We start from the raw sequence: 26,561 nt of genomic DNA on the forward strand, positions 1-26,561 counted from the left end.
GTGGGAGCGAATTCATTCGCGAAAGCGGTGTGTCAGACGCAAATATTTTGCAGAGCGGACCCCTTCGCGAATAAATTCGCTCCCACGGAAAAGGGTGCGCTCAGGCACTTATGCTGAGTGTGATAGCCCTCTGGCGGATTTACATGTCCTTGCGACGCCACTCCCTGTGGGAGCGAATTCATTCGCGAAAGCGGTGTGTCAGACGCAAATATTTTGCAGACCGGACGCCTTCGCGAATAAATTCGCTCCCACGGAAAAGGGGGCGCTCAGGCACTTATGCTGAGTGTGATAGCCCGCTGGCGGATTTACATGTCCTTGCGACGCCACTCCCGGTGGGAGCGAATTCATTCGCGAAAGCGGTGTGACAGGCGCAGATATTTTGCAGGACGGACGCCTTCGCGAATAAATTCGCTCCCACGGAAAAGGGTGCGCTCAGGCACTTATGCTGAGTGTGATAGCCCGCTGGCGGATTTACATGTCCTTGCGACGCCACTCCCTGTGGGAGCGAATTCATTCGCGAAAGCGGCGTGTCAGACGTAGAGGTTCTGCAGACCGGACGCCTTCGCGAATAAATTCGCTCCCACGGAAAACGGTGTGTTCAGGCATTCTCTGCAGTGGTCGATATGACTGGCGCATGACTGACCGGGAAATTCACCGAGCGCGCGATGAAGCATTTCTCATGAGCTGTCTTGTGCAGGGCGTGAGCGCCTTCGATATCTGAGCCCGGAGCCAGAGTGACCTTCGGCTTCAATACAACCGAGGTGAACTGCCCCGCGCCGTCACTTTCCTCGACCATTGTGCCTTCTGCTTTGTCCTCATACTCAAGCACCACAATCCCGGCCCCGGCACAAAGCCCTAGGTACCAGAGTTTGTGGCATGCCGATAAAGAGGCGAGAAGCAATTCCTCTGGATTCCAGCGTTTTGAGTCGCCCCGGAAACTTGGGTCGGAAGAGCCTTCAATGGATGGCTTCCCTTCAGCCTGAATGACATGTGACCGGCTGTAAGTGCGATAGGACGATGTTCCTTCACCTTGGTTACCAGTCCAGGTGACCTGGACTTCGTAATGGTGTGATTTGTCTACCATTTAATGCTCCTTGGGCGAACGAGTGTTCAGGAGTGATGTTAACCCGCAGGCTCATCTTTGCATCAGGCTTTTGAAGTTGAAATGCATTCCTCGCGGGAGCGGATTTACTTGTCCTGGGTCACGAAGCGGTCGTCGGCCGTGCATTCAGCGGGCCGCTTTTCCGGACAGGGCCACAGGCGCGCCGGGACGGTATCGACGCTTTTGAAGTTATCACCTTCCCACACCAGAAAGCCGGCATGGACCATTCTTCCGCTGTCGAACGCACGGTCTGCGTCAGGCTGAAGTGGCTGTTCAGGGTCGAACTCCATCACCCAGCGGGCCGCCGGAATCTGATCGAGGCTTGTATCGTCCAGAAACAGCTGACTTCCTCCCTTAGTTTGATAGCGGTTATACAGGTCGACTCCCAAGGCATCTTGAGGGCGCTGGATCGTAGCGGTGACGTCTTCCGCCTGTCCATTTTTGATGCGATAGGCCCGCAAGCCGCTGCTCAGGCGTTGAGTGCCCGCTTGAGCACAGCGATGACGCAACGCGTTGGCGGCTCCTTCTGTCAGATCGTCGACCGGCGCCTTACAGCTGACGCTTACGTTGACCAGATAGCCCGTCACGCCAGCAGACTCGCCCTGAAAGCTGCGTGCCCATACGTAATAGGAGGCGCCTGGCTGACGGGTGCTAGTGATTCTGATGTCCGGGCGGGAAGGCAGGCGGGGGATCTCGACAACGTAGCTGGTCTTTTTCGCCAGTAATTGCTTAAGCGTCGATTGGGGGACTTGCAGTCCTGCTCCGGGGAGAGATAGCAACGCGTCGATTACTTCCGGCGGAATCGGCCGGTAACTGCCAGTCGTGGCCGTACGGTTATTGAGACTTGCGGTGCCCGGCAGCGATGGGGCGGGATCGAGATTGAGCTTGTCTGCCGGGCTGGGTTCGGTATCTATGCTCTTCTGTGGCGTAAGTGCTTCTGACGGAGTCGCAGGTGCTTGTTGAGCACAAGCACTGAGTGCGGACATCAGCAAGGCCAGGCAGATTATGGCGCGAGAGACAGTTTGCATCCGTGGCCTCCGGCGCTAACGCCCGGTAAACATGAAATCAACAGGAACGATCAGGACGTCTCGGCAATCGGGATTGATGATGTATTCAGTCCGGAAGACATCATCAATCCACCAATAAACCGGGCACTGGCGAAAATTCGATCATTGCCCAAGCGCCGAGGGAACGCCTGGAAATAAACTCAATGTGATTCAACCACCGCTGCCACACGATCAAAGTTCTGGACCGCCAGGTCCTCCCTGGAGATCCAGAAAGTTGCTTGGCCACAATCCCCAAACTTGAGCTTGATCGCGGGATCCCAGGCGAGCTGCAGCAGGCATACCGGCTCGCCCTCGATATCAGGCATGGCGCCCTGCAAAAGCGGAACATGCCCCAACATCTGATGGACTCTGGCCCTGGCACAGTACCTTCGTCCATCGGCATGCTTGCGATAACTTTCCTCATACGGCAAGTGCTCGCCCTCAAGGTCACGATAGAGCGGTAATGGAATCAACCGGGCGGTGTCAGGTGAGCCAGCGACGTACGCAATAGAGGCCAGCAGACCTTCCGTGAAAACTTCCCCCATTCTTGCATCGGTGATCGTGGTGCCTTCATTCTCGTCGCCGATCTGTCCAATGATCCAGTTTCGGAAGGCCTCCCTCGTGGCCTCATCAGGGACGTTATCCCAGCCAATTCGACTGGCGTGCTCCACCCAGTCCAGCACATCCTGATCAGCCACAAAACTGCGTGTTTCCTTGATTCGGGAATTCCCTGCGATCCGCGCCAGTCGATCTATCATGATACCCACCTGGGGGAAATCAAGCTGATAGCGCAGCCACTGGGCAGGGAACTTCCAGGATTGGGACAGCGGCCGCTCCCAACGGAAAATAGCGTTGGCGTTGGGCATTAGCCCGGTCGCCGCCACGGCTGCTCCCAGGCTCAGTTCTGACCATCGCTGGTGGTAGGCCGCCATTGCAGGCCTCGAACTGCCTTCCGGCGTTGGCATGTCGTATGGCCAAGTCTCCATCCGCCGTCCTACCAATGGCCATTGCGCATGGAGGCGCGGCCCACTCTCACCAGGTAGCAGCCACCCCGGTTCCGTGTGTGGGCTGTCCGCTTTATTCACGTCCTGAATCGGACGCAGATGTTCCGGCGCCTGGCGCTCGGGCTGTTCCGCTGGCACATTCGGCGCGTACAGCACCCGCACACGTTCCTGGGGAGGATCTGTGTCCCAGATCTGTTCTTCGTCGTTTACAGCAAAGAAAAACAACATGCCCTGCGTTGGCATCAGCGACTCGACGCGTGGCAACTCCGCGCAGTCGATCTGGGCGAGAAAATGCATGGGCGTCGACTCACCGTAACTTACCCCTATGGGCCATTCAAAAGTCTGCGGCAATTGCGGCAGACCGCCTAACCGACTGCGCACTTTGGGAAATGCGGTGGGTGGATAGACCCGTTGCAGCACGATGCCGGTTTTGCGGTGCTTCTGGAAATAAGCCTCAAGCTCGGCTTCCGCCCGGTGGTCGCGCAGGCTCGCGTCATAAGGGGACTGTGTTGTTTGCGCTTCCATTTCCTGAACCTCTACGTTGCACGCCACTTGGGCAGTACCGGGTGCGATGCCGTGAGCATTAACAACGACAAGAAAAAATGGTGCGGGACCTTTTTTATCACCGTGTTTAGCGAACTCAGCCCTTGTCCTGGAAGTTAAAACATAATTGAAAGGTTGATGAGTTTCGATAGCACAGGTGTGCTATTGAAATGCTGGAGGTCTTGGGCGATCTTCTGCTGATTACTATTGCAAATACTCGGCGCTGGGTTTGATTTGAGGGACTGTAGGGCACTTGAATCGTAAGGGTTGGCCCATGAATTTAACAAAGCAGGTAGCTCCGTATCGCCAAGCGCGCAGAAGCTTCATCAATCGCTGCGCTGACGTGTTGTGGGCCGGTGTGTTGCTGGCCTTTATCGCGACTGCACAGCCCCAGGCCACTTACGCATCTCCTGATGCCACTGCGCAGCCCGTGCCGGAGATGACCTCTGAGGAACTGGCGTAACGCATCGTGCGGTTGACGCTTTCGATACATGGCAAACAGGACATGGCGCGTTTACAGGTCGAGAAAAAGTTTGACGTGACGTTGAAATACAACGCCACCGATCCGCAGGAATTCTGGATCTCAGGCGAACTCGTCGGCGGTGCGCGTTACTCACTGGAATCAATATCAGACGCAAAAGGCCAACCTGTCAGTCGGCTGGATTTCAACTTTCCACTGGGTGCTGTTGCGCCTGATCAGGCAGCCTGCACACAAACCATCGGGCTATATCGCCAGTCGCTGGTTGATGGAGGCTTCACGGCAGAGTGGGGCGACTCGCCGCGTCGCGGAACTCCTGCCAGATGGCACTTCGAACGTGGAAATGTGGTGGTGACGGTTTTGGTCGGTGCTGACGCACGCAAGGAAGATGCGCAGGCCTGTGTGTCGCACTTTATGGTTCTGGCTTTATCGTAAGCGGGGCAAGTATTACTGACGAAAAAGGCGTGTTTGGGAGCGGCAAACGCCAGGCGCGAGTCGGATGCGATTTTTTTACGCAGGCGGGAAGGTAAAGATGCGTCGCAAGAAAGGCCCAGAAGCCTTGAAAGAAATGGAGCGGGTGGAGGGAATCGAACCCTCAACTAAAGCTTGGGAAGCTTTCGTTTTACCACTAAACTACACCCGCTCTGAAGCGGCTGACTTTGTACCAGAATGGCACGATGAATTGAAGCGCTAATTTCTCTCCCCCCTGTTTTTATTCCCTTGAAAACCAGTCCCGAACGGAGCCCATCCGCGCTTGTCTGTGCGTGGTGCACGGGCGGATGGGTTCCCTTGCTCGGTCGTGCGTCAGGTTCAGAGGGCGAAGGCATGTACGGTTTGGGCCTGTCGGTAGTGGTAGGTTGATCGGCTGCTGGACTCAGGTTTTGGTGTAAGGAAGTCCATCAGGGCGTCACGCGAATCGCGGCACGCGGATTTGTGTTCCATGTCCAGAAAGTGCCCGGTGCTCTGGATGGTGCTGAAGGTGCTGTGCTGGACTGCCTGGGCGAACAAGCGGGCGTCGGTGGCGGCGGTGTACTCGTCCCACTCGCCGTTAAGAAACAACACGGGCACGTTGATGTTCTGCGCGACTGTCAGGTAGTTCGCGGTATCCAGGGTCAGTACGTCGTTGATGTGAAAGTGCATCTGGTCGTATTCGTGGGTGTCCAGGTTACTCACGTGCCGATGATTAAAGCGCTTGAACAGCGGCGGCAGGTGTTTGCCGATGGTGCTGTTGACCAGGTTGCCGACTTCGTAGCGGTCATGGACGCTGAGGTGCGTGATGCCGCGCTCCAGGTAATCACGCATGTGGACGTTGATCACGGGGGAGAATGAGCTGATGACGGCCTTTTCGATGCGCTTGGGGCGGTGGGACAGAGCAACCAGCGTGGCCGCGCCACCCCACGAGAACGACATGACGTGTTCAGCGTTGAAATGGTCAATCAGCTCCAGCAGGATTTGACCTTCCAGCTCTTTGCTCAACGGCCTTTCATTCAGGTTGTGGGGTTTGGATTTGCCGGCGTAGGGCTGATCGTAGAGCACCACGTTGAATTGTGGGTGCAGGTTGCGCACGGTCTGGGCGAACGATGCCGTTGTGGCCAGTGAGCCGTTGACCATGATGATGGTCTTTTCGGCAGCTTCTGCCCGATAGAACTCCGTGTAAACCCGAAACTGTCCCTGTATATCAAGCACAGCGATTTCTGGCCTCATAGGTGTGTCTCCTGACGTAAACAAGATGTGCGCGCAAACAACGTTGCACGAATTTCGTGACAGGTAGGCATTGCCTTGCAAAGGGGCCCTTGTCGATCCGAAACGATCTTGCCGACAGGTTTTATTATTGGCGGGCGATTTGCCGTGAGCGTTGGCTCGGGGCGGCAAAAGGTTTCTTGGAATGCGTAGATGACTCGCCAGTCACATGTGGACTGACGATTGGATTCAAGCAGTGGATCCGCTAACCCGCAAGTGCCGTTCGTAGTTTGTTTCGCCGGACTGCCCAGCGGTAGGGAAAGACTTATACGCCCTGAATTTCCGAAGGCTCTAGCACACGGTATTGGCCTGGCTTCAGTTCCGGGTCGAGGCTCAGGTGGGCCATGCTTTCGCGATGCAGGCGCAGCACTTTGTTGTCGAAATGGCCGAACATGCGTTTGATCTGATGATAGCGGCCCTCAACGATGCTCAATCTTGCGCAACGCGGGCCGAGTACCGTCAGCTGTGCGGGTTGGGTGGTGAGGTCTTCGAAGGCGAAGTACAGGCCTTGGGCAAAAGTCTGCACATAGCGCTCGTCGATCACTTGTTCGGTTTCGACGTAGTAAACCTTTGGCAGCTTGGTCTGGGGTTGGGTCAGACGTCGTGACCACTGGCCGTCGTTGGTGAGCAGCATCAGCCCGGTGGTATTGAAATCCAGTCGTCCGGCGATGTGCAGTTCGTGTTTGTCGGGCTCGTGCAGCAAGTCCAGCACGGTGGGGTGTTGCGGGTCGGTGGTGGCGCTGACGCAGCCCTGAGGTTTGTGCAGCATGAAGTAGCGCGCAGGCTTGCCGACTTGCAACACTTCATCGTCGAACTCCACCCGGCTGAACTCGCGCACCGCGTGATGCGGATCGCTGACCCGTTGCCCGTCCACTTTGACCCGTCCGCCGATCAACGCCAGACGTACGTCCTTGCGATTGAAGCGCGGCAGGTTGCTGAGGAAGCGGTCGAGGCGCATGGCGATTTTGGTGTGATGGCGAGGAGGGCAGGTATGTTACCTGTTCCCGCGCAAGATCCATTAGCTCAAGCGAATACTGGCGCTGATTCGGGACAATTTTTGTAGGAGCTGCCGAAGGCTGCGAAGGCGTTTTTTCTGACACTCCGCAATTCGCAGCCTTCGTCAGCTCCTACAGATTTAGCACCAGCCATCGCGAATGAAATCTCCCACGGTTCTGCAAGATTCGTAGGACCGGCTTTAGCCGGAGGAGGGCAGGACAGTCGCCAAATTTTCTTTATAAGAAATGCCGTCCTCCCGGCTAAAGCCAGTCCTACAACGTCAAAAGCATCTTCCAAAGGCTTCAGTCGGGGCAAGGATCAGTCTTGTCCGAAAGCGCATCACTGATCCCCGCACAGCGTGGGCACAGACAGGCTTTGTTACGCAGTTCTTCCGGCAGGGCCTGGATCACCGCAGGGTCAATGCTCACTGAAAAACACCAGCACGCCTGATCCGCCGTGCGCGGGTCGGCCAGGGTGCAAGCGTTGCTTGCGCCGCAGGCCGGGCAGGTTTGTGGAGTACTGGCTGAGGTGTTCATGGTGCCCTTGGCGTCTCCGTGCAAATCTGGTTGCGACCGTTTTGCTTGGCGCGATACAGCGCGCTGTCTGCACGTGCGATCAGGCTTTGCAGCGTATCGTCGGGCCTCAACCGGCTCAGGCCGATGCTGACCGTCACATGGAGAGGCTCGCCAGAAAACGTGTAACGGTGCTGTTCGGCCAGTAGCCGGATTTTTTCCGCGACATCATGGGCATCAACGGTATCGGTGCCCTTGAGCAAGATGATGAACTCTTCGCCGCCCCAACGACAAATGATGTCTGACTGACGCAAGCAGCTTTTCAGGTCTTCAGCAAAACCGGCCAGCACTTCATCCCCGGCCAGATGCCCGTGGGTGTCGTTAAGTCGCTTGAAGTGGTCCAGGTCCAGCAGCATGGCTGTGAGTGGGCGAGCATCGCGCTGAGCATCCTTGAGGGTCTTGACCGCCCACAGGTTGAAGCCGCGACGGTTCGGCAGGCCGGTCAGGCTATCGAGGGTCGCCTGGGCTTCAATTCGGTACTGGAAGCGGTTGACCACCAGATTCAGCAGGTAAACCACAATGAGCGTGATCACCAGGCAGATAAGCAGGTTCAGGTACAGCGAGTGGCGTATGTCACTCAGTGCAGATTCTTCTTCCTTGTCGACGAACAGGTACCAGTTCAGTTCCGGTATGTAACGTACATTGAGGAAGTGTTCCTTGCCGTTGACCCTGTGCTCGTAAGTGCCGCTGAGCGGTTTGGGCATTTTGCTCAGCAAGTCGGCCATGCTCGGCAACTGACTGAGTGACTCGCCAATTGCTGCACCTTGTGGACCTCCGCTTTCGCCGGTCAATACGATGCGGCCGAAGGCATCGACAAAATAAACGCTGCGCTCATAGCGCTGTTGGTAGCGGTCGATCAGTTTGATGACGGCATCCACGGTCAGCCCGACGCCGGTGGCACCAATGAATTTGTTGTTGTAGTCGAAGACTTTGTAGTTGATGAAAAACGTCAGGTTGTCCTTGTTGGCCATGTCCGGATCGACGTTGATCTCGTATGGCGCTTCCATGTCCCGGACGCGGTAATACCAGACATCGCGCGGCTCCCGGGCGTCGATCTTCTTCAGGATGCCTTTGGCCTGGTAATACGTCAGGCTGCTGTCGGACACGAAAAACGTGGTGAACGCCCCGTAGTGGTCCATCACTTCTTTGAGATAACGGGTGATTTGCTGAGTATTGCGCTCGCCTTCCACAACCCAGTCACGCATGAACGTGTCGCGGGCCATCATCGAAGAGATCAATACGGGGCGAACCAGATCTTTCTGGATTTCCGAATACACGGTATCGGATGTCAGCGGCAGCTCGGTATTGATGATGTTGTCGCGAATGGACTCGCGCGACGAGTAATAGCTGAGCAGCGAGGTTGCCAGGAAACCACAGCCCAGCACGATCACCAGCGTAAACAGAAGTGAGCGTTGTGAAGGGCGAGCAGTGCGAAAAGCCATAACGTGTCCGATTGTTTTGCCTGTCCGTTGACGCAGGCATGCTAGCCCTTCGATATTCTTTACGCCATGGCGAAGTTAAATGTTTTTCGGCGATTTTGAACTCATGCTTACCGAACATCTGTCATTCCCTACTCAGGGGACTCGGTACACAGGGGCGATGCCAAGCAACGACTTGAACGCTGAGCAGCGACAATGCAGCAGCAGAATCCTGTCGTAATGAATACCGGCTTCAGACAGTGCGTTGAACAATTGTTCCAGAGCCGGGGGTGCCATGCCGAAGCGGTTTCTGACCGTCAGTACGTCCATGGGAGTGGGGGCTGACAGCGTATTTCTGAACGGCGACTGATTGGAGTTGCGCACGACATGGCTAATGTCCTGATAACTTTCGCCATAAGGGCTCTGGAATTTTGAAAGGGTGTAGTTCTTTATCATTCCCGGCCGGGCAGTGCCTGCCAGCAGTTTGTCGGTCAGCTCATAGGCCTGACTCAGCGAACTTGCGGGAGCTGTTTGCTGCGTATCGAGGAGAGCGAAAGGGCTCGCTTGCTTGCTGACTACCCGATGGAGTCTGGGGTCGACCAGCTCGTATCCATGCGGCGCGTAGACTTGCAGTTTCGTGCCGTTGGGGATGGCTGCATTTTTGCTCCAGGGCAGGTAATAACCGTGGCTGCTGACCACCAGAGTTCGCGCTTGTCGGGTTTCGGCAGTCCACAACAGAAACTGGCGTTTCAGCTTCCAGGCTTTGACCGCCAGCGTGGAAAACGCAGGGTGACCAGGAATATTCCAGACTTTCAGTACGGCATCCGTATGGAAGAACTGCTCAAAGCGGGTTTTCCGGTCAGGCATCGAACGGTTGAGCCAGATACCGAAGCTTTTAGTACTGGATGCCGATGCAAGCGCAGGACGTAAAACGGGCTTGACCGGCGTCGCCAGCTTGCGCAGAGCATGGGTCAGTCGAGGCATGGAGGGCGGCAGTTGCAGTAGTCCCAGTGACAGAGCACTGAGCAACGCCTGTTGTTTCTCGGCATAACGTGCACCTGGCAAGTTCGCCGAGCCGATATTCAAAGCTGCGATACCGAGTTCGGTTGCCAGAGAAGCAATCAACGCGGGCGTCAGCAGTACCGACATAGGCGCTATCAGAAACTGCAACTGTTGAAGCAGGCGTGTCCAGTAGCGAAGTGATATTTCCTGGGAGGTGACAACGGTGTCATCCGCGTTCCAGAGCGCGTTCTGCCTGAGCATATCCGCGATGTGGGCGAACGGTGACCCTGTGATGCGCTGCTCCTTCAGTTCCTGCGCCAGAGCTTTGCGTGTGTCGTGATTGAGCAATACATCAGTCCAGGGACGCAACAAGGACACCGGTTCACTGGGTGCCTGCTCTCCTGCCCAGACTTTCAGGATGTACGTGAGCCGCTCATGGTGGCGCACGGGGACGTAATGACGAACGCTATCTCGCCACGTCTGGCTGTGTGCTGCATGGCGTAGATAGCGGTTAAGTTCGTCCTCGCTAGCGAATTCGATAAACGCTTTGAGCATGCCCGCCTGATAAAGCACCCGTTGCGCTCTGCCGGGAAGGCTTAGTACCAGAAGGCTAGGGCAGTATTGTTCGGTCGGCCCGTCAAACAGGGAGTGCTGTAGATAGACACCGGGTATGGTCCACTCGACCCGCGCGCCCCGGGTTCTGACGTTCAGTTTCTCAAGCGCTTTGACGATCAGATCGAACCCCTCACGCTGCAAGGTGCCATGCTTGAAGCATCGCAATGCCTGGTTCACGAACTGACTTTGCAAGGTCGCCTCGATGGCGGCCTTGTGCTGCGCCCAGAACTCATCGATTTCCTGATGCATCACGTTCAGAAAGTTGATCTCACGAATGACATTTTCAATGGCCTGAACGTCCATGGGCAGCTCCTGGCGAGCGTCCCATTTGCCTGTTCCGGTCACGTCGAGATAGACCGCGTTACGGCCTCCGTTATCGATATAACCGGCTGGGGATGCGACGCGGTAATTGCCCACCAGTGCTTCGCTTAGGCTGATGGGCTTTTCATCCGGGACCTGAATGTCGATAGCAGGATGCCGGGCGTCGCCAAGCGGGGTGGTGGAGTGGCCCCGCAGGTAACGAATGAACACCTGATCGGGGTTCACTACCCACTGATGTTTTTCTCTTAGCGCCTTGGCCATGATTCTGGCGGCAGTGGCCAAGGGAACCGGAATCTGCTGCAGAACATCGGGGTGCGATTGCCATATATCTACTGCGCCGAGCAGGCTCAGGCTACGCTCTATGCTTTTGAAGGGATGAGGTTGAGCGCTGATGCCGACCTGCGTCTCGATATACTCCAGAGAGCGTGTTTCCTGAGCCGCGGTAATGGCTGAAAAAATATCTCCGTCGATTTCCGAAAGGCTGGCTGGCCCGGAGTAGTCATGCAAGCCGGTGAGGGTCTTCAGGGCTTCAACGAACTTTCTACCCATGTGCGTTGGCTCATTGCTGATGTACTCCACTGGCGCATTTCGACCTCCCGGCATGTGGATAAAGCAATGCGATGTGTTGTTGGACCGTATCTGAAAAGCGTCGGGTAGATCCTGTTCGTTGATCGACAGCAGGTGCGCAGTAGCGCGCGACCCTCGGGCGGGGATTTCCAGGCAAGCTGCCGAGTCCGGAAACGCCTCCAGACCCAAGGCCTCCAGGGCGAGTTCATAGCCTTCGCGAGTAATCTGCTTACGAGCGTATTGCCGAGCCAGTTTGTCCAGAAAAGACAGCTTGGCTAGTGCCCGGTAAGTATCCCGGTGCCTGGCCCAGAAACTTTCCATCAGTGCGGAGTAGTCGAAGAACCAGCGGCTATTGATGATCAGGTTGAGCGCAGCCTGTGCGGTAAGGGCAGGGGTTGATTCATCCAGCGGCTTGTCTGTGAAGGTGTGCTGCAGAAGTACGCGCATCATCTCGCCATTAAAGGACAGCACGCCGATGTCGGTGAGCGTCATGCGCCGCGAATATCGCGCGCGGCCCTGATTGTTGACCTCGGGATTGGTTTCAGTGCGAAAGTTGATGCTGAGCTTGTCGGGGGACAGGGCTTTGCCGGTGGTCTGTTGCAGCAGGTGCCGCAACTGCTCGCGTATGTAAGCGCGGAGGGTAGGAGGGTAATCCATGTCCAGCTGGGTGGCTTTGAGCAGCAGCGTCGAGTGGGCGATGAGTTTGAAGCCGGGACTTTGCCTCAGGTTTTCCAGACGCTGGCGATGAGGGTCTGTGTGGGGTGTTTTATCGTTCATAAAAAGCCGACTTAGTGAGTTGAAGTGTCACTATGTCGGCTGGTTTTTTGTGATTGGGCTAATTATGTATGGGACTAATCACAAGATTTGTAATTCATTCGCGAATGCGTTTTTCCTGTAAAAAAATCTGCGTCTGACACACCGCTTTCGCGAATAAATTCGCTCCTGGCGGGATGTGCGTTCAGTGCGTAAACACCTGTTTTTCGTGGGAGCGAATTCATTCGCGAAGGCGTTTTTCCTGTAAAAAAATCTGTGTCTGACACACTGCCTTCGCGAATAAATTCGCTCCTACCGGGATGTGCGTTCAGCGCGTAAGCACCTGTTTTTCGTGGGAGCGAATTCATTCGCGAATGCGTTTTTCCTGTAAAAAAATCTGCGTCTGACACACCGCTTTCGCGAACAAATTCGCTCCCACCGGGGTTGTGTTCCAAACCTGTTTAGCTCTATTTATCAGCCTGCAGATAAGCCCTCCAGCCGCCAAGATGGCTGATGTTTTTTGCGCCCTCCAGCCCATAAGCTTCGCAGATAAACCCGCATTCCCAGCGGCCATCAGCCAGTTGTACTTTGCCTAAACCCAGTGGCGCCGGAATACCGGTGAGGAATGAGCCCAGTTCGCGGCTTGGCAGTTCCCAGACTTCCACTTCGATGGCGACTCCACTTTGGTCCACCCGGACCATGCCCGGCCGGAAGGGCGGGCCGCCTGCGAGTGCATACAGCTGGTAGTCCGGCGAACTGTGTGTGGTTTCGACCAGGCGAGCACCGCGCTGTTTGAGTTGCCAGTTCAGCGCCAGGCCATCCAGATGCGCGCCGCACACCACCACGCGGGTCATGTCATTACGGGCGACGGTGGCCGGTTTGTTCAGTTGCGTTTTCAGGGGGCCAATCAATTGCAATCCGGTGTGACGTTGCAGAGCGTCGGCCACACTCAGCAAATACTGATCAGTAAACACCCGGCCAAACAGCGTCACGCCCCAAGGCAGTCCGTTGTTCATGAACGCGCTCGGTACGGCAATGGCGGCATAGTCCAGCAGGTTGACGAAGTTGGTGTAGTAGCCCAGGTCCGAATTGCGCAATACCGGTTCGGCTTGCAGCTCGGCGTTGGTCACCGGACGGGGAATGCTTGGCGTTACGACGAAGTCCAGATCTTCCATGGCCTTGTCGCAGATCGCCTTGAGCGCTTGCAGGCGGTATTGGGCGCGGAATGTTTCCACGCCACTGACAGCAGGGGCCTTGGCCAGCACCGCTTTTATCACTGGCAAAACGGCGTCGGGATTGCTTTCCAACAGTTCGCCCGCAACGCTGTAGCGCTCGGCGACCCACGGCCCTTCGTACAGCAGGCGCGCGGCTTCAAGGAACGGTGACAAGTCCAGAGTGACGGCTTGGCCACCCAGCGCGGTCAGGTGGTCAACGGCGTCGCTAAATAGTTGCGGACCCTGGGTGCAACCGAAGAACTCCAGATCCTCTGCGCGTGGAACGCCGAAGCGGAAGGGACGTGGCACACCGAATGCCGAAGCATCGTTCCACAGCGGGTTGCTGCGGCTGTATTCGTCACGCGCATCGAGTCTGGCGGTCAGGCTCAGCAACTGGCTGGCTTCGCGAGCGGTGGCGGTGAAAGTCGTCACGCAATCCAGCGTGCGGCAGGCCGGTACGACGCCTGCGGTGGAGATCAGACCTTTACTGGCCTTCATGCCCACCAGATTGTTCAGCGCAGCGGGTACCCGGCCCGAGCCTGCTGTGTCGGTGCCCAGCGAGAAACTGCTGACGCCCAGCGCGACGGCGAGTGACGAACCCGAGCTGGAGCCGCCCGAGGGATATTCTTTGAGCACGCTGTTCGGGCAGGCGCCAAAGGGCGAGCGGCTGCCGTTCAAACCCGTGGCGAACTGATCCAGATTGGTTTTGCCCATGGGGATCGCCCCCAGCGCTAAAAGCTGTTCGACGATCGTCGCCGAATGTTCCGGGGTGTATGCATACGCCACGCAAGCCGCTGTGGTGGGAATGCCCGCCAGATCAATGTTGTCCTTGATCGCGAAAGGGATGCCGTAAAGCGGCAGGTCCTTGATATCACGACCCTCCAGTGCGGCGAGGTAGGGCTCCAGTTCGTTCGGAGTCAGCAGGTGAATGAACAGGTGATATTCGGGGTTCAACGCAGCGGCTTTTTCCCGCAAGGCAAGGATCAATTGACGGGGTGTCAGGTTGCCGAATTCATAGGCCGCACGGACTGAATCAAGGCGCAGGTCGTGCAACGTTACTTCAAGGCTCATAGAAGAATTCCATCAAAAAGTAAAAGGATCAGTCGGCTTGCAGCACGACGACACGCTGACCTGCACGCACTGCCGAACCGGGCTGGACGCGCACCTCGCGGACCACGCCGGAGGTCGGTGCCAGCAGCGGAATTTCCATCTTCATCGACTCCAGAATCACCAATGTCTCACCTGCCTCGACACGCTGGCCGACATCGACCTGCACCTGCCAGAGGTTACCGGCGATATGACTGTCGACGCTGTGCTCTCCAGCGTTGAGCGGTGCCTCTTCGGTCAATGGCGAGACGGCTTCTTCGCTTTCGAAATTGGCCTGACCGCTGGCGATCCAGCGTTCACGTTCAGCGTTGAACGCCGCTTGTTGCTGGCTGCGGAATGCGGCGATGCCTTCGGCTTCGCGATTCAGGAATGCCTGATAGTCGGCGAGGTTCAGCGTGCTGTGTTCGATCTCCAGGTCATAACGGCCCAGCGGGAAATCACGACGGATGCGCAGCAGTTCTTCAGCGCTGACCGGGTAGAAGCGGATCTGATCGAAGAAGCGCAGTAACCATGGTTTGCCGTCGAAGGCGGCGACTTCGCGGTAGCGATTCCACATCTGCAAGGTGCGCCCCACAAACTGATAACCACCGGGGCCTTCCATGCCGTACACGCACATGTACGCACCGCCGATGCCCACCGAGTTTTCGGCGGTCCAGGTGCGAGCCGGGTTGTATTTTGTGGTGACCAGTCGATGGCGCGGATCCAGTGGCGTGGCAACCGGTGCGCCCAGGTACACGTCGCCCAGGCCCATGACCAGATAGCTGGCCTCGAACACGGAGCGCTGTACTTCATCGAGGTTGGGCAGGTCGTTTATGCGCCTGATGAACTCCAGATTGCTCGGGCACCAAGGGGCGTCTTTGCGCACGGTAGTCATGTATTTTTCGATGGCGAGCTGACAGGCCGGATCATCCCAGGACAACGGCAGATGGACGATGCGCGAAGGGACTTGCAGGTCTTTGGCCGCGCAGACGGCGTCCCATTCGCCAGCGACGATATCGAGCAGTTGCGCCATCGGTAGTTGTTCTGGCTGGTAATGCACTTGCAGTGAGCGAATGCCCGGCGTCAGGTCGATTACGCCTTGCAGATGCTTGGCTTCCAGCGCCTGCATCAAGGCATGGCCGCGGAAGCGCAAGACCAGATCCAGCTCAGGTGCGCCGATCTCCAGCAACAGGTGGGTATCGCCGGAGAGGCGGGCGACCAGGCGGGTGTCGTCTGCGCCAATATCCAGAACGATGGGTGACGTCAATTCTGCTGGAGCGATGCTCGCTTCCAAAGGTGTCAGATCAGGCACCGCGTCGCCTGCTTCGCGAATGAATTCGCTCCCACCGGACTGCGCTGCACCGCCGGCCCCCTGTAGGAGCGAACTTGCCCGCGATGAAGGTAGTTCAGACGCAGAAGATGCATCGGATGCACCAGCCTCATCGCGAATGAATTCGCTCCCACCGGACTGCGCTGCGCCGCTGTCCCCCTGTAGGAGCGCGCTTGCCCGCGATGAAGGTAGTTCAGACGCAGAAGATGCATCGGATGCACCGGCCTCATCGCGAATGAATTCGCTCCCACTGGAATGTGCTGCACCGCCGTCCCCCTGTAGGAGCGCGCTTGCCCGCGATGAAGGCATTCCAGACGCAGAAGATGCATCGGATGCAACGGCCTCATCGCGAATGAATTCGCTCCCACCGGACTGCGCTGCGCCGCCGTCCCCCTGTAGGAGCGCGCTTGCCCGCGATGAGGGCATTCCAGACGCAGAAGATGCATCGGATGCAACGGCCTCATCGCGAATGAATTCGCTCCTACCGATAAATCTGCGTGCCTGTTCAAGGCTCACCGCATGAAACATCACCTTGTCCCCAGCCTTGAGCTGGCCCAGTTGCCAAAGGTCGGCTTCAATGATCGTCACCGGGCAAACAAAGCCGCCCAGGCTTGGGCCATCAGGACCTAGAATCACCGGCATATCACCGGTGAAATCCACTGCGCCAATCGCATACGGGTTGTCATGAATGTTCGATGGATGCAGTCCCGCCTCTCCGCCATCGGCCCGGACCCATTCCGGCTTCGGCCCGATCAGGCGCACGCCGGTGCGGCTGGAGTTGAAGTGCACTTCCCACTGGGTGGCGAAGAACGTCTGCATGTAATTTTCGGTGAAGTATTCCGGTGCCCCATGCGGGCCATAGATCACACGGATATGGCGTACGCTCGGCAAGTCTTCCAGTTGTTCTGGAGGGACTTGCTGCCCGGTGCTGCGATCAATCAGCGGCGCAACATGCAGCACGTCGCCCGCCCGCAAAGCGCGCCCGCCGTGGCCACCAAACTGGCCGAGAGTGAATGTGCTTTTGCTGCCCAGATAATCCGGCACATCCAGCCCGCCACGTACGCACAGATAACTGCGCGCACCGGCCCCGGCAATCGTGCCCAGCGCCAGTTGTGAACCGGCTGGCACGAACACTGCTGTGTTCATTGGCTGCGGCTTACCGTCCAGCGTCAGCGGAATAACGGCGCCAGTCACCGCGATCACAGCGTCGGTATTGAAGCGCAGCAACGGCCCGCTCATGGTGATTTCCAGTGCAGCGCAACCTTCGGCATTGCCCAGCAAACAGTTGCCCAAACGCAAAGCACGGCTGTCCATCGGACCGGAAGGCGGCACGCCTACCGCCCAGTAACCCAGGCGGCCAGGATAATCCTGGACGCTGGTTTGAGTGCCGCCGCTGAGCACTTCAAAGGTATCGGCCTGGTAGACCAGACCTTCCAGGCAGCGAGTCCATGGCTGGCCGCTGGCGAACGGTACGTCAGCGATAATCTGCCGCAGGTAATCGCGATTGGTTTCCACGCCATACAGGCGGGTTTCGCTCAAGGCATTGGCCAGTCCATCGCTGGCTAACTGACGATTGGGTGCCCAACTGATCACCTTGGCGATCATCGGGTCGAAGAACGGCGGAATCTCGCAACCGGCTTCTACCCAGGTATCGATGCGCAAGCTTTTGCCATCCACAGCGGGGAAGTTCACTGCGGTCAGCAAGCCGGGGCAGGGCTGGAAATCCCGCCCCGGATCTTCCGCATACAGACGCGCCTGGATGGCGTGGCCGCTGGGCTTGAGTGCGGCTTGCAGTTCCGACAACGGCGGTAGGTCACCGGCCGCCAGTTGCACCATCCAGCTGACCAGATCGACACCCCAGACTTGCTCGGTGACGCCGTGCTCGACCTGAAGGCGGGTGTTCACTTCGAGGAAGTAAAAACGCTGGTCGTCGCTGTCGAAAACAAACTCCACAGTTCCTGCGCTGCGATAGTTAACGGCTTTGGCAAGTTTGATCGCCGCCATGCACAGCGCTTCACCCATGCCGTCGGGCAAGTTTGGCGCAGGGGTTTCTTCGAGGACTTTCTGGTTACGCCGCTGTACGGAACAGTCGCGTACGCCAAGGGCCAGCACTTCGCCGCAACCGTCGCCGAAGACCTGCACTTCAAGGTGCCGGGCGCGCTGGATGTACTTCTCGATGAATACGCCGGCGTCGCTGAAATTGTTCTGCCCGAGGCGTTTTACGGCCTCAAAGGATTCGCTCAGTTCTGCGGCAGTGCGGCAGACGCGCATGCCAATCCCGCCACCACCTGCGGTGCTTTTCAACATTACCGGGTAGCCGATGATTTCAGCCGCGCTCAGGGCGGCTTCGACGCTGTCGAGTAGCTCGGTGCCTTCGAGCATTGGTACACCGTGCTTCTTCGCCAGCGCACGAGCGGTGTGCTTGAGGCCGAAAACGCGCAGTTGCTCGGGCGTTGGCCCCACGAAAGCGATCCCTGCGTCTTCACAGGCCTGAGCAAAGGCCGCGTTTTCCGAAAGAAAACCGTAACCAGGATGGATGGCTTTAGCGCCGGTGGTTTTGGCGATGGCGAGGATTTTGTCCACCGCCAGATAGGTTCCGGCTGCGCCGCCTTCACCCAGACTGTGGGCTTCATCGGCTTCCAGCAGGTGCAGGCTGGCCGCGTCCGCTTCGGAATAGACCGCGACGCCTTTGACGTGCAGTGCACGCAAGGTTCGCAGGATGCGGCAGGCAATGGCGCCGCGGTTGGCAATCAGCAGTTTGTCGAACATGGCTTGAACCCCGGAAGCCGATCAGCTCGACCTCAAACTGGGAAGCGGGCCGTCCCGCTATTGATGTGTCTGCACGAGGGTCGTCCGTCGTGGTGTGTTCAGGTGCTGCAAAATCTGGATTGCAATGGAGATTCCTTGTGGGAGCTGAGCTTGCTCGCGATAAGGCTAGACTCGGTTCACTTTGGATCGCGTCCAGCCTTATCGCGAGCAAGCTCTGCTCCCACAGGTATACATGCAGCCGGAGAGATCAATTCCAGACGTGCAATTCAGCCGGTGTCGGGTTGTAGCCGTTGCACGGGTTATTCAACTGCGGGCAGTTGGAGATCAGCACGATCACGTCCATTTCTGCGCGCAGTTCCACGTACTTACCGGGGGCGGAAATGCCGTCTTCAAAGGTCAGCCCGCCATCAGCGGTGACCGGCACGTTCATGAAGAAGTTGATGTTTGGCCCGATGTCGCCTTTGCCCAGACGACCATCGTGGGCACAGGCGCGCAGGTAGTTATCGCGGCAGCTGTGCATGTGGCGTTTTTCCAGGGCGTAACGCACGGTGTTGCTCTCTTGCGCGCAGGCACCGCCGAGGGTGTCGTGGCGACCACAGGTGTCATCGACGATGGTCAGCATCGGCTTGCCGAGATTGGAATACAGCACGCTGCCCGTGGTCAGATAAACGCTGCCTTGACGGCGCAATGTGCGCTGTACGTCATAGCGCTCACGAGGGTTGGCAAGGCTGAAGAACAGCGTATCGATTGCCTGGTTGCCCTCCAGATCGAGGATGCGCAGGGTTTGCCCGGCCTTGAGTTCGGTCAGCGACGGCTCGCCTGCCGGGATGTGAGTAGTGGTGGTCGGGATGTTGGAATGCAGACTCATGACAATGCTCCTCAGGCGAACAGGCGGTCGGTGTTGATGAAACCGCGCTCGTTTTCCGGGCGGGACGTACGGCAGTGTTCGGCGACGCTGGCGTCGGCTTTCATCCAGCTCAACTGGACCGGTTGTGGCGCGTATTCCGGGTTCGGGTCCATGGGGTGTTGCAGCGCGGTGAGCACCACCAGCGTGTCCATCGGTGCGTACAGCTCGATGTAGTCACCCGCTTTGGAGTTGTTCGGCACGAAGTGCAGTTTGCCTGCGTCGTCAACGCTGACGCGGCTGAACAGGTTCAGTGTCATCAGCAGATCGGACAGCCCCAGGCCCCACTTGCCCAGCTCGACCAGCAGGTTATCGACGCCGTTGCGGAAGAAGCCATTGCGCAGTTCCTGATAGCGGCCCTGGCCGTACTTTTCCGCAACTTCATCGGCGCAGAGCACGCCGCCGATGCTGTCGCTCCAGCCGCAGGTGTCAGCCGTAATCGCTGTCAATACGCGGCCCATGTCCGAATACAGGCAGTGGCCGCTGGTGAGTTTGGCGGTGTGTTGGCACTTGAGGCTGTCGGGCAGATTCAACCGCTCGGTTTTTTCGTTTGCGTTTAGCATCGTCAGGCTGACGTTTGCATTGCCATTCAAATCGGTCAGGCGCAGCAGCTCACCGCGCTTGAGGATGAAGGAACGATGGCCGCCACCGGGCAGCAGTTCTTCGGTAAAGACCGGGAATAACGTGTTTGTGGTCATGAGCAATGTCCTTTAAGCCTGTTGCAGCGAATCAAGCGCGGCGCGTGCGGCGCGGCGGTCGCTGTTCAGGGGGATGTCGTAAGTGATGCGCGCGCCATAAGCGCCGGGTGCGTGAGGGTCGATGCGCACTTTGTCGAAAACCAACAGACGAGTGCCGAGGTTGAAGCCTTCGGACAGGTCGTGAGTGACCATGAACACGGTCAGTTGGGTCTCGCGCCACAGCTCCAGCAACAAGGCGTGCATGTCTTTGCGAATGCCAGGGTCGAGCGCGCCGAACGGTTCGTCGAGCAGCAGCACCCTGGGTTTCATGATCAGCGCTTGAGCAATGGCCAGCCGTTGTTGCATGCCGCCGGAAAGCTGCGCGGGGTATTTATCCAGCGCGTGACCAAGGCCGACTTTGTGCAGCAGTTGCGCGGCCTGTTCCCGTGCTTCGCGCTTGGCCGTGCCAAACAACCGGCCAAGGAATGCCGAACGAGGGAGCTCAAGACCCAGCGCGACGTTGTCCAGCACCGAAAGATGCGGGAACACCGAATAGCGCTGGAACACCACGCCGCGACTGGCATCAGGTTCGCTCGCCAGTGCCTTGCCGTCCAGGGTGATGCTGCCTTTGCTGGCGACTTCCTGGCCCAGCAACAGGCGCAGAAAGGTCGACTTGCCGCAGCCCGAAGCGCCCACCAGTGTGCAGAACTCGCCTTCGGCGACGCTCAGATTCAGGCCTTCCAGCACCACCAGGTCGTCGTATTGCTGCCAGACGTTATTGACTGAAATGAAGCTCATCCGCGTACCCCCTCATACCAGGGAAAGGCTTTACGGGTCAGCGCCTTGAGACCCCAATCCATGAGCCAGGCCAGCAGGGTGATCCAGACCACATAGGGAAGAATCACGTCCATGGCCAGATAACGCCTAACCAGAAAGATCCGATACCCAAGGCCATCGGTGGACGCGATGGCTTCAGCGGCGATCAGGAACAACCAGGCCGAGCCCAGCACCAGTCGCAGAGCGATCAGCAAGCGTGGCAGCAATTGCGGCAGGATCACCCGCAGGATCAACGTCCAGGTTGATGCGCCCAATGTCTGCGCCTTGATCAGCAACTCGACGGGAATTTCCCGGGCGCGCTGCTCAAGGTCGCGGGCCAGAATCGGCGTGATACCAATCACGATCAGCATCACTTTCGACAGTTCGCCCAACCCGAAGACAATGAACAGGATCGGCAGAATCGCCAGCGGTGGCACCATCGACAGCACCGTCAGTAAGGGCGACAACGGTGCGCCGAACAACGGCAGAATCCCCGAGGCAATGCCCAGGCACAGGCCCAGCAAGGCGCTGATGCCCAAGCCGATAGCCAGACGTTGCAGACTGGAACCGGTGTCCTGCCACAGCAGATAGCCGCCGCTGCGTTGGTCCTCGGTGAAGGCCATGCGTTTTACTGCATCGGCCATCTGAACCGCACTGGGCAACAGCTTGTCGTTGGGGTTCTCCGTCAGCCGGGTTGCCGAGCCAGTGAAGTAGGCGAACAGCAGCAAGGCGAACGGCAGGAGCACCAGGATCAGGCGGCTGGCGCGATCCGGGCGGCGATTTATCAAGCGCATGGCAATGACCTTTCAGCGGGACCCGGATTACAACTTGCCGTCGGCAGCCATCTGCACATAACTCGGATCGAAGTGCAGCTTCTGGTTGGCCTTGTCACCAGAGGTCACGCCATTGGCGAAGGTCATGCCCACCGCGCTGGAGTCTTTGGCGCCTTCACCGAGCAGGCCATGCTCGAAGGAGAAGTTGGCGACTTTGCGCATGGTGTCCGGCAGTTGTTTGCTGGTGGCGAACTCAAGCGCTTCCTTGGGAGTGGCGAACAGTTTGGTGGTGTCCAGCTGCGCCTGGAAACCGGCCAGATCGGTGCCAGAAGCTTTGGCCATGTGCTCAAGAGCGGCTTTGCTCTGGGCGTTTTTCGCGTTCATCAGTGCGACCACTTCAAACCATGCGCCTGTAAGGGCTTTGCCCAGTGCCGGGTTGTCTTTCAGGGTCTGGGTGTTGACCACCATCATGTCCATGATCTCGCCAGGAATCTGGCTGGAGTTGAACACTTCAGTCACGCCGGGCTTGGCTTTGATGTCGGCCAGCATCGGGTTCCAGGTGGTGACGGCTTGCACGTCGTCAGTGTTGAAAGCCGCAGAGATATCCGCATCGGACGTGTTGACCACTTTCAGGTCTTTTTCTGCAAGATCGACGCTGTCCAGCGCGCGGGCCAGCAGGTAGTGGGAAACGGAAAGCTCTACCAGGTTGACGTCCATGCCTTTGAGGTCGGCAACTTTCTTGCCGGTGCCCTTGATCACAATGCCATCGTTGCCGTTGGAGAAGTCGCTGACTACCAGCGCGGTGCTTTCTACGCCGCCCGCAGCCGGGATGGTCAGCGCGTCCATGTTGGTCATGGTGCAGCCATCGAACTGGCCAGCGGTGTATTGGTTGATGGATTCGACGTAGTCGTTGAGCTGGGTGACATCGATTTTGATATCGTACTTTTTCGCCCATTTATCGACGATGCCTTGAGTGCCTGCGTATTCCCAGGGCATCCAGCCGGCATAAATCGTCCAGCAAACATTGAATTCTTTTTTAACGGCGGCGTGTGCCGGGGAGAGGATCGATGCAGCGATGAGGCCTGCGGTGAGCAGACCTAATAGACGGGACTTTTGCATGTTTACCTCCAGTAGCGAAAGAAAGGCGATCAGGAGCAACGCGACACCACTGGTGTCCTGTCTCCCGGGCTTTTATCCCGCCGTGTAACCTCTACTGGAGGTCGCCAACTCTCGGACCAGCCACTCGCCAAAGGCGAGCCGGAACCCTAGTCAGCTATTGCAAATTGTGGTGCCGCGAACCTGAGTTGACTCCTGCACACGGTTTGTTAAGCGAGAGTTGTGCCAAGTCATGGAAAGGCCCGCACGCCGTGGCTGACAGCGATTCTGATGATTACTACGCTGATGCGTTTTGCTGTGACATGGTGCGCGAGCGCACTGCGATGGGGCGGCAGCTCGTCAGGTGACAGGCGGATCAGGGCACTGGAGGGTCTTTTTAATGTCTTATTTTCGTCTGTTGCAGTTTGATAGACGCCGACCAGCGTCGCTGGTGCGTGCACTACCGCGGTCCAGGAGGCCGCCATGTATCGACGAACCTTGCTCATCGTTTTGCTGACCCTGAGTCTCGCAGGTTGTTACACCGACTCAGGCTACTATTCCTCCCGGGTGACGGAGTTGCCGACCACTTACGGAACCAGTGTTTACTCTTACGACAATGGCTACAGCTCTAATTACTATCAGGAGCAGCGCATCTATGTAGCGCCTCAGCCTCGCTACTATTCAGTGCCACAGGTGCGTTATTACTCACCTCCGCCGGTGCGGTACTACGCGCCGCCTCCATTACCACGGTATTACCAGCCAGGCCGTCCGCCCGGCTACGGTTGGGGTGACAACCGTTATCGCGGCAACTCCGGGTACCGAAATTCGCCGCGTAATGACTTTCGCGGCAATCCAGGCCGCCCCGGTCCTTCGTGGGGAAATGGTCATGGTGATGGCAGAGGCCACGGCGGTCCCGGCAGGGGCGGTGGACGAGGTGACGGTCGAGGCGGTCGCGGTGGCGATGGTCGAGGCGGGCATCGGTAGGTGAATCAAAAACGGCGCTCCATTGGGGCGCCGTTTTTCTGTCTGATATGTACCTTCGGACTATCGGCTCATCACGTTTATCAACCTGCAGCTTTATAGTCACGCATGGTGACTCAGATATTCTCGAAGCGCTTTACGTGTCAGGTCATTAAGTGAAATTTTATCGCGGGTCGCGGCAACGCTGGCTGCCAAATGCAGGTCATGCCCGACCCTGACATTGAACGAGCCTTTGCAGGGCAATTCCGGGTCTTGCCCGAGAGTTGAGCAAGTATCCAGATAGTCATCTACCGCGTTACGAAAGGATTGAGATAGCTCCGCCACGGTTTCGCCTTCATAGTTCACCAGTGCGCGTATGAACTGAAGTTTTCCGAACAGGCAGTTATCTTCAGGGCTGGCTTCAATTGAACCGTAATAGCCCCGGTGCTGTAACAGCGTACTCATGAAATCAGACCTCCCGCTTTCAGATGCTCGATAACCTGTCGTTTAACGTATGCCTTTATCTCATTGCCTGGATGGGGGCGATGCAGGTTTATCATCGCTTGAGCATTGCCGTTATCAAATTTGACGCGGCTGCCATCACCCTCGATTTGCTTGTAGCCGAAACCTTTCAACAGCGCGACCAGTTCTGGCCAGCTAAATCCCGATTGCCTGTTCAGTAGCTTGGCGAGCAGCTTTTCTTGCTTCGACATCCAGCCTCCATTCCGTGCGACTGATTCTAGTCGCGCGCGGAAAAGAGGTCAAACGGAGCTTGGCCCGGTGATGTCGAGCAAAAAATTCAATATGCCGACAAATCCGCCAACGGATGTCGTCCTTCCCACGCCTTGCTGAAGTGCGCATCGATCACCGCCAACGGAATCGTCGCGACGTCCTGCCAGTGCCAGTGGGGTGTGTTGTCCTTGTCGATGAGCCGCGCACGCACGCCCTCGCTGAACTCCGGATGGCGGCAGCAATTGAGGCTGATTGCGTATTCCATTTGCAGCACTTCAGCCAGCGACATGTGGCGGGCGCGCTGGATTTGTTCCCAGACGAGGTGTGCAGTGAGCGGGCAGCCGTGGGTCAGGTTTTTTGCGGCGCGGGCTAATTGTGCATCGTCGCTATGCTGTAAATGACTGAGTGCAGTCCATGCGCAGGGCAGGTTGCCGACGTCGAGCAATTCGTCGATCTGCGCCCGGCGTGGCAGCCATTGCGCTTCAGGCAATTGGCCAAGGGCTTCATGTTGCAGGGCCTTGAGCAGGCTATTGAGCTGGACTGACGTTTGCTCCTGCCAGTTCAATTGCTGCAGGCCTTCGATCAAATCCTCCTGTTGCTCATCCAGCATGAAGCGATCAGCCAGATCCAGATCGAGCGCGTCATGCGCATTGATGTGAGCGCCAGTCAGTCCCAGGAACAGGCCGAGCTTGCCAGGCAGACGTGACAAGAACCAACTGGCGCCAACGTCCGGAAACAGCCCGATGCTGATTTCCGGCATGGCTAGCTGACTGCTCGGCGTCACAATCCGCGTGCTTGCGCCTTGCAACAGACCCATGCCGCCACCGAGCACGTAGCCGTGGCCCCAGCAGATCAGCCGTTTTGGAAAAGTGTGCAGACTGTAGTCGAGCCGGTACTCGGCGGCGAAGAAGCTGGCGGCCAGGGGCGGTACTTCGCCGGGATTTTCACGACACTGATCAACCAGCGAGCGGACGTCGCCACCGGCACAGAACGCCTTCGCGCCATTGCCGCGCAGCAGAACGCAGACGATTTTTTCATCGCTGGCCCAGGCATCGAGCCGTTCTTGCAGGGCGAGGATCATGGGCAATGACAACGCGTTCAACGATTGTTCGGCGTCCAGAGTGGCAATGCCGATGCGTGCGCCATCCTGAGCCGGGAATTCTTCAAATTGCAGATTCATCGTGACCTCTCGGGGGCAATGCATGTATCCAACACAGGTGTGATAGTCCGGCGTCGGGTTAAGTTGCATGAGGTTCAGTGTAGGAAAAGGTTGGGTGCGACGAGCTGATTTGACATTGGCGGCCAGCTTTCCTAGTGTCCGCGCATTGATTTCAGGGTGTGACCATGACAAGCGACGACCGCATCAAACTTGACCCCAGCTGGAAGCAGGCACTGCGTGAGGAGTTCGAAAAGCCTTACATGGGCCAGTTGCGTGAGTTCCTGCGCCAGGAACATGCAGCAGGCAAGGAAATCTATCCGCCCGGGCCGCTGATCTTCAATGCGTTGAATTCGACGCCGCTGGACAAGGTCAAGGTGGTAATACTGGGTCAGGATCCGTATCACGGCCCCGGTCAGGCTCACGGCTTGTGCTTTTCGGTCCAGCCGGGCGTGCCTGCGCCACCTTCGCTGGTCAACATCTATAAAGAGTTGAAGCGTGACCTGAACATTGATATCCCTCGCCACGGTCACTTGCAGTCCTGGGCCGATCAAGGCGTCTTGATGCTCAATACCACGCTGACCGTGGAGCGCGCCAACGCTGCTTCGCACGCCGGCAAAGGCTGGCAGCATTTCACAGACAAAGTCATCGAGACGGTCAGCGCCCAGCAGCCGCATCTGGTGTTCATGTTGTGGGGCGCCCATGCGCAGAGCAAACAGAAACTGGTCGATGCCACCAAACACCTTGTGCTGACGTCGGTGCATCCTTCGCCGCTGTCAGCCTATAAAGGGTTTCTGGGTTGCGGGCATTTCAGCAGGGCGAACAAGTATCTTGAGCAAAACGGTATGGCGCCGATTGAGTGGCGATTGCCGCAGGATTGATGAGATCACAT

Annotated in this window: 22 protein-coding genes, 1 tRNA gene and 1 riboswitch; of the genes, 4 read left to right on the plus strand and 19 right to left on the minus strand. The window is 57.7% G+C overall.

Annotation, left to right across the window (positions count from 1 at the left end; genetic code table 11):
• Positions 1 to 598 precede the first annotated feature (598 nt).
• The 3 genes from KDX30_RS25205 to KDX30_RS25215 all read right to left on the minus strand — a co-directional run bounded on the left by KDX30_RS25205 (position 599) and on the right by KDX30_RS25215 (position 3,677).
• Positions 599 to 1,084 carry an OsmC family protein gene (locus KDX30_RS25205; protein WP_231666031.1) on the minus strand — a complete coding sequence of 162 codons (486 nt, stop codon included), beginning with the start codon at positions 1,082 to 1,084 and terminating at the stop codon, positions 599 to 601.
• A 104-nt stretch (positions 1,085 to 1,188) separates the two neighbouring features.
• Positions 1,189 to 2,130, minus strand: coding sequence for a hypothetical protein (locus tag KDX30_RS25210; protein WP_231677797.1), 942 nt, complete (start codon positions 2,128 to 2,130; stop codon positions 1,189 to 1,191).
• A 179-nt stretch (positions 2,131 to 2,309) separates the two neighbouring features.
• Positions 2,310 to 3,677 (minus strand): DUF1963 domain-containing protein, encoded by a 1,368-nt coding sequence (locus tag KDX30_RS25215; protein WP_231677798.1) that lies wholly within the window; start codon positions 3,675 to 3,677, stop codon positions 2,310 to 2,312.
• A 292-nt stretch (positions 3,678 to 3,969) separates the two neighbouring features.
• Between KDX30_RS25215 and KDX30_RS25220 the strand changes: the two genes are divergently transcribed.
• Both KDX30_RS25220 and KDX30_RS25225 read left to right on the plus strand, forming a co-directional pair.
• Positions 3,970 to 4,158 (plus strand): hypothetical protein, encoded by a 189-nt coding sequence (locus KDX30_RS25220; protein ID WP_231677799.1) that lies wholly within the window; start codon positions 3,970 to 3,972, stop codon positions 4,156 to 4,158.
• Between the two features lie 42 nt (positions 4,159 to 4,200).
• Positions 4,201 to 4,608: a hypothetical protein gene (locus KDX30_RS25225; protein ID WP_231677800.1), complete on the plus strand. Its 408-nt coding sequence runs from the start codon at positions 4,201 to 4,203 to the stop codon at positions 4,606 to 4,608.
• Between the two features lie 134 nt (positions 4,609 to 4,742).
• Here the strand turns inward: KDX30_RS25225 and KDX30_RS25230 are convergent.
• From KDX30_RS25230 to KDX30_RS25290, 13 genes are all read right to left on the minus strand, one after another.
• Positions 4,743 to 4,816, minus strand: a tRNA-Gly gene (locus tag KDX30_RS25230).
• A gap of 167 nt (positions 4,817 to 4,983) precedes the next feature.
• Positions 4,984 to 5,877 carry an alpha/beta fold hydrolase gene (locus tag KDX30_RS25235; RefSeq protein ID WP_027899747.1) on the minus strand — a complete coding sequence of 298 codons (894 nt, stop codon included), beginning with the start codon at positions 5,875 to 5,877 and terminating at the stop codon, positions 4,984 to 4,986.
• 301 nt (positions 5,878 to 6,178) lie between these two features.
• Positions 6,179 to 6,871, minus strand: coding sequence for a pseudouridine synthase (locus tag KDX30_RS25240; protein WP_122807441.1), 693 nt, complete (start codon positions 6,869 to 6,871; stop codon positions 6,179 to 6,181).
• Between the two features lie 340 nt (positions 6,872 to 7,211).
• Positions 7,212 to 7,445 (minus strand): cysteine-rich CWC family protein, encoded by a 234-nt coding sequence (locus tag KDX30_RS25245; protein ID WP_231677801.1) that lies wholly within the window; start codon positions 7,443 to 7,445, stop codon positions 7,212 to 7,214.
• A complete protein-coding gene (locus tag KDX30_RS25250; RefSeq protein ID WP_231677802.1) occupies positions 7,442 to 8,923 on the minus strand; it encodes a sensor domain-containing diguanylate cyclase in 1,482 nt (493 codons plus the stop codon). The genes KDX30_RS25245 and KDX30_RS25250 overlap by 4 nt, the downstream gene beginning before the upstream one ends.
• Before the next feature lie 132 nt (positions 8,924 to 9,055).
• On the minus strand, positions 9,056 to 12,181 hold the full coding sequence (locus tag KDX30_RS25255; protein WP_231677803.1) for a dermonecrotic toxin domain-containing protein: 3,126 nt from the start codon (positions 12,179 to 12,181) through the stop codon (positions 9,056 to 9,058).
• A gap of 443 nt (positions 12,182 to 12,624) precedes the next feature.
• Complete coding sequence (gene atzF / locus KDX30_RS25260; RefSeq protein WP_231677804.1) at positions 12,625 to 14,442, minus strand: allophanate hydrolase; 1,818 nt, start codon at positions 14,440 to 14,442, stop codon at positions 12,625 to 12,627.
• A 28-nt stretch (positions 14,443 to 14,470) separates the two neighbouring features.
• On the minus strand, positions 14,471 to 18,556 hold the full coding sequence (locus KDX30_RS25265) for an urea carboxylase (RefSeq protein ID WP_231677806.1): 4,086 nt from the start codon (positions 18,554 to 18,556) through the stop codon (positions 14,471 to 14,473).
• A 247-nt stretch (positions 18,557 to 18,803) separates the two neighbouring features.
• Entirely contained in the window at positions 18,804 to 19,424 is a 621-nt protein-coding gene (locus tag KDX30_RS25270) for an urea amidolyase associated protein UAAP2 (protein ID WP_027899752.1), read from the minus strand.
• 11 nt (positions 19,425 to 19,435) lie between these two features.
• Positions 19,436 to 20,158, minus strand: coding sequence for an urea amidolyase associated protein UAAP1 (locus KDX30_RS25275; RefSeq protein WP_099268548.1), 723 nt, complete (start codon positions 20,156 to 20,158; stop codon positions 19,436 to 19,438).
• A 12-nt stretch (positions 20,159 to 20,170) separates the two neighbouring features.
• Positions 20,171 to 20,935: an ABC transporter ATP-binding protein gene (locus KDX30_RS25280; protein ID WP_099268547.1), complete on the minus strand. Its 765-nt coding sequence runs from the start codon at positions 20,933 to 20,935 to the stop codon at positions 20,171 to 20,173.
• Entirely contained in the window at positions 20,932 to 21,747 is an 816-nt protein-coding gene (locus KDX30_RS25285; RefSeq protein ID WP_231677807.1) for an ABC transporter permease, read from the minus strand. Before KDX30_RS25285 ends, KDX30_RS25280 begins: the two co-directional genes overlap by 4 nt.
• A 27-nt stretch (positions 21,748 to 21,774) precedes the next feature.
• On the minus strand, positions 21,775 to 22,845 hold the full coding sequence (locus KDX30_RS25290) for a putative urea ABC transporter substrate-binding protein (RefSeq protein ID WP_122708026.1): 1,071 nt from the start codon (positions 22,843 to 22,845) through the stop codon (positions 21,775 to 21,777).
• Positions 22,846 to 22,904: 59 nt separating this feature from the next.
• Positions 22,905 to 23,006: riboswitch (guanidine-I (ykkC/yxkD leader) on the minus strand.
• A gap of 298 nt (positions 23,007 to 23,304) precedes the next feature.
• On the opposite strand from KDX30_RS25290, the gene KDX30_RS25295 reads away from it, so the two are divergent.
• Positions 23,305 to 23,805 (plus strand): hypothetical protein, encoded by a 501-nt coding sequence (locus KDX30_RS25295; RefSeq protein ID WP_231677808.1) that lies wholly within the window; start codon positions 23,305 to 23,307, stop codon positions 23,803 to 23,805.
• A 99-nt stretch (positions 23,806 to 23,904) separates the two neighbouring features.
• Here KDX30_RS25295 and KDX30_RS25300 read toward each other — a convergent pair whose 3' ends face one another.
• The 3 genes from KDX30_RS25300 to KDX30_RS25310 form a co-directional block, all read right to left on the minus strand.
• On the minus strand, positions 23,905 to 24,246 hold the full coding sequence (locus KDX30_RS25300; RefSeq protein WP_122398368.1) for a type II toxin-antitoxin system HicB family antitoxin: 342 nt from the start codon (positions 24,244 to 24,246) through the stop codon (positions 23,905 to 23,907).
• Positions 24,243 to 24,494: a type II toxin-antitoxin system HicA family toxin gene (locus KDX30_RS25305; RefSeq protein WP_099268543.1), complete on the minus strand. Its 252-nt coding sequence runs from the start codon at positions 24,492 to 24,494 to the stop codon at positions 24,243 to 24,245. The genes KDX30_RS25300 and KDX30_RS25305 overlap by 4 nt, the downstream gene beginning before the upstream one ends.
• Before the next feature lie 86 nt (positions 24,495 to 24,580).
• Positions 24,581 to 25,693, minus strand: a complete 1,113-nt coding sequence (locus tag KDX30_RS25310) for an enoyl-CoA hydratase/isomerase family protein (protein ID WP_231677809.1) — start codon at positions 25,691 to 25,693, stop codon at positions 24,581 to 24,583.
• 164 nt (positions 25,694 to 25,857) lie between these two features.
• Between KDX30_RS25310 and ung the strand changes: the two genes are divergently transcribed.
• Entirely contained in the window at positions 25,858 to 26,550 is a 693-nt protein-coding gene (ung, locus tag KDX30_RS25315; RefSeq protein WP_122708020.1) for a uracil-DNA glycosylase, read from the plus strand.
• Positions 26,551 to 26,561 lie beyond the last annotated feature (11 nt).

Origin of the sequence: Pseudomonas quasicaspiana (assembly GCF_021147825.1) — a bacterium.
GTDB lineage: Bacteria > Pseudomonadota > Gammaproteobacteria > Pseudomonadales > Pseudomonadaceae > Aquipseudomonas > Aquipseudomonas quasicaspiana.

Excerpts from the sequence above, each read along its gene's own strand:
- KDX30_RS25205 (WP_231666031.1), bottom strand. The coding sequence starts at position 1,084 with ATGGTAGACAAATCACACCATTACGAAGTCCAGGTCACCTGGACTGGT.
- KDX30_RS25210 (WP_231677797.1), bottom strand. The coding sequence starts at position 2,130 with ATGCAAACTGTCTCTCGCGCCATAATCTGCCTGGCCTTGCTGATGTCC.
- KDX30_RS25215 (WP_231677798.1), bottom strand. The coding sequence starts at position 3,677 with ATGGAAGCGCAAACAACACAGTCCCCTTATGACGCGAGCCTGCGCGAC.
- KDX30_RS25220 (WP_231677799.1), top strand. The coding sequence starts at position 3,970 with ATGAATTTAACAAAGCAGGTAGCTCCGTATCGCCAAGCGCGCAGAAGC.
- KDX30_RS25225 (WP_231677800.1), top strand. The coding sequence starts at position 4,201 with ATGGCGCGTTTACAGGTCGAGAAAAAGTTTGACGTGACGTTGAAATAC.
- KDX30_RS25235 (WP_027899747.1), bottom strand. The coding sequence starts at position 5,877 with ATGAGGCCAGAAATCGCTGTGCTTGATATACAGGGACAGTTTCGGGTT.
- KDX30_RS25240 (WP_122807441.1), bottom strand. The coding sequence starts at position 6,871 with ATGCGCCTCGACCGCTTCCTCAGCAACCTGCCGCGCTTCAATCGCAAG.
- KDX30_RS25245 (WP_231677801.1), bottom strand. The coding sequence starts at position 7,445 with ATGAACACCTCAGCCAGTACTCCACAAACCTGCCCGGCCTGCGGCGCA.
- KDX30_RS25250 (WP_231677802.1), bottom strand. The coding sequence starts at position 8,923 with ATGGCTTTTCGCACTGCTCGCCCTTCACAACGCTCACTTCTGTTTACG.
- KDX30_RS25255 (WP_231677803.1), bottom strand. The coding sequence starts at position 12,181 with ATGAACGATAAAACACCCCACACAGACCCTCATCGCCAGCGTCTGGAA.
- atzF (WP_231677804.1), bottom strand. The coding sequence starts at position 14,442 with ATGAGCCTTGAAGTAACGTTGCACGACCTGCGCCTTGATTCAGTCCGT.
- KDX30_RS25265 (WP_231677806.1), bottom strand. The coding sequence starts at position 18,556 with ATGTTCGACAAACTGCTGATTGCCAACCGCGGCGCCATTGCCTGCCGC.
- KDX30_RS25270 (WP_027899752.1), bottom strand. The coding sequence starts at position 19,424 with ATGAGTCTGCATTCCAACATCCCGACCACCACTACTCACATCCCGGCA.
- KDX30_RS25275 (WP_099268548.1), bottom strand. The coding sequence starts at position 20,158 with ATGACCACAAACACGTTATTCCCGGTCTTTACCGAAGAACTGCTGCCC.
- KDX30_RS25280 (WP_099268547.1), bottom strand. The coding sequence starts at position 20,935 with ATGAGCTTCATTTCAGTCAATAACGTCTGGCAGCAATACGACGACCTG.
- KDX30_RS25285 (WP_231677807.1), bottom strand. The coding sequence starts at position 21,747 with ATGCGCTTGATAAATCGCCGCCCGGATCGCGCCAGCCGCCTGATCCTG.
- KDX30_RS25290 (WP_122708026.1), bottom strand. The coding sequence starts at position 22,845 with ATGCAAAAGTCCCGTCTATTAGGTCTGCTCACCGCAGGCCTCATCGCT.
- KDX30_RS25295 (WP_231677808.1), top strand. The coding sequence starts at position 23,305 with ATGTATCGACGAACCTTGCTCATCGTTTTGCTGACCCTGAGTCTCGCA.
- KDX30_RS25300 (WP_122398368.1), bottom strand. The coding sequence starts at position 24,246 with ATGAGTACGCTGTTACAGCACCGGGGCTATTACGGTTCAATTGAAGCC.
- KDX30_RS25305 (WP_099268543.1), bottom strand. The coding sequence starts at position 24,494 with ATGTCGAAGCAAGAAAAGCTGCTCGCCAAGCTACTGAACAGGCAATCG.
- KDX30_RS25310 (WP_231677809.1), bottom strand. The coding sequence starts at position 25,693 with ATGAATCTGCAATTTGAAGAATTCCCGGCTCAGGATGGCGCACGCATC.
- ung (WP_122708020.1), top strand. The coding sequence starts at position 25,858 with ATGACAAGCGACGACCGCATCAAACTTGACCCCAGCTGGAAGCAGGCA.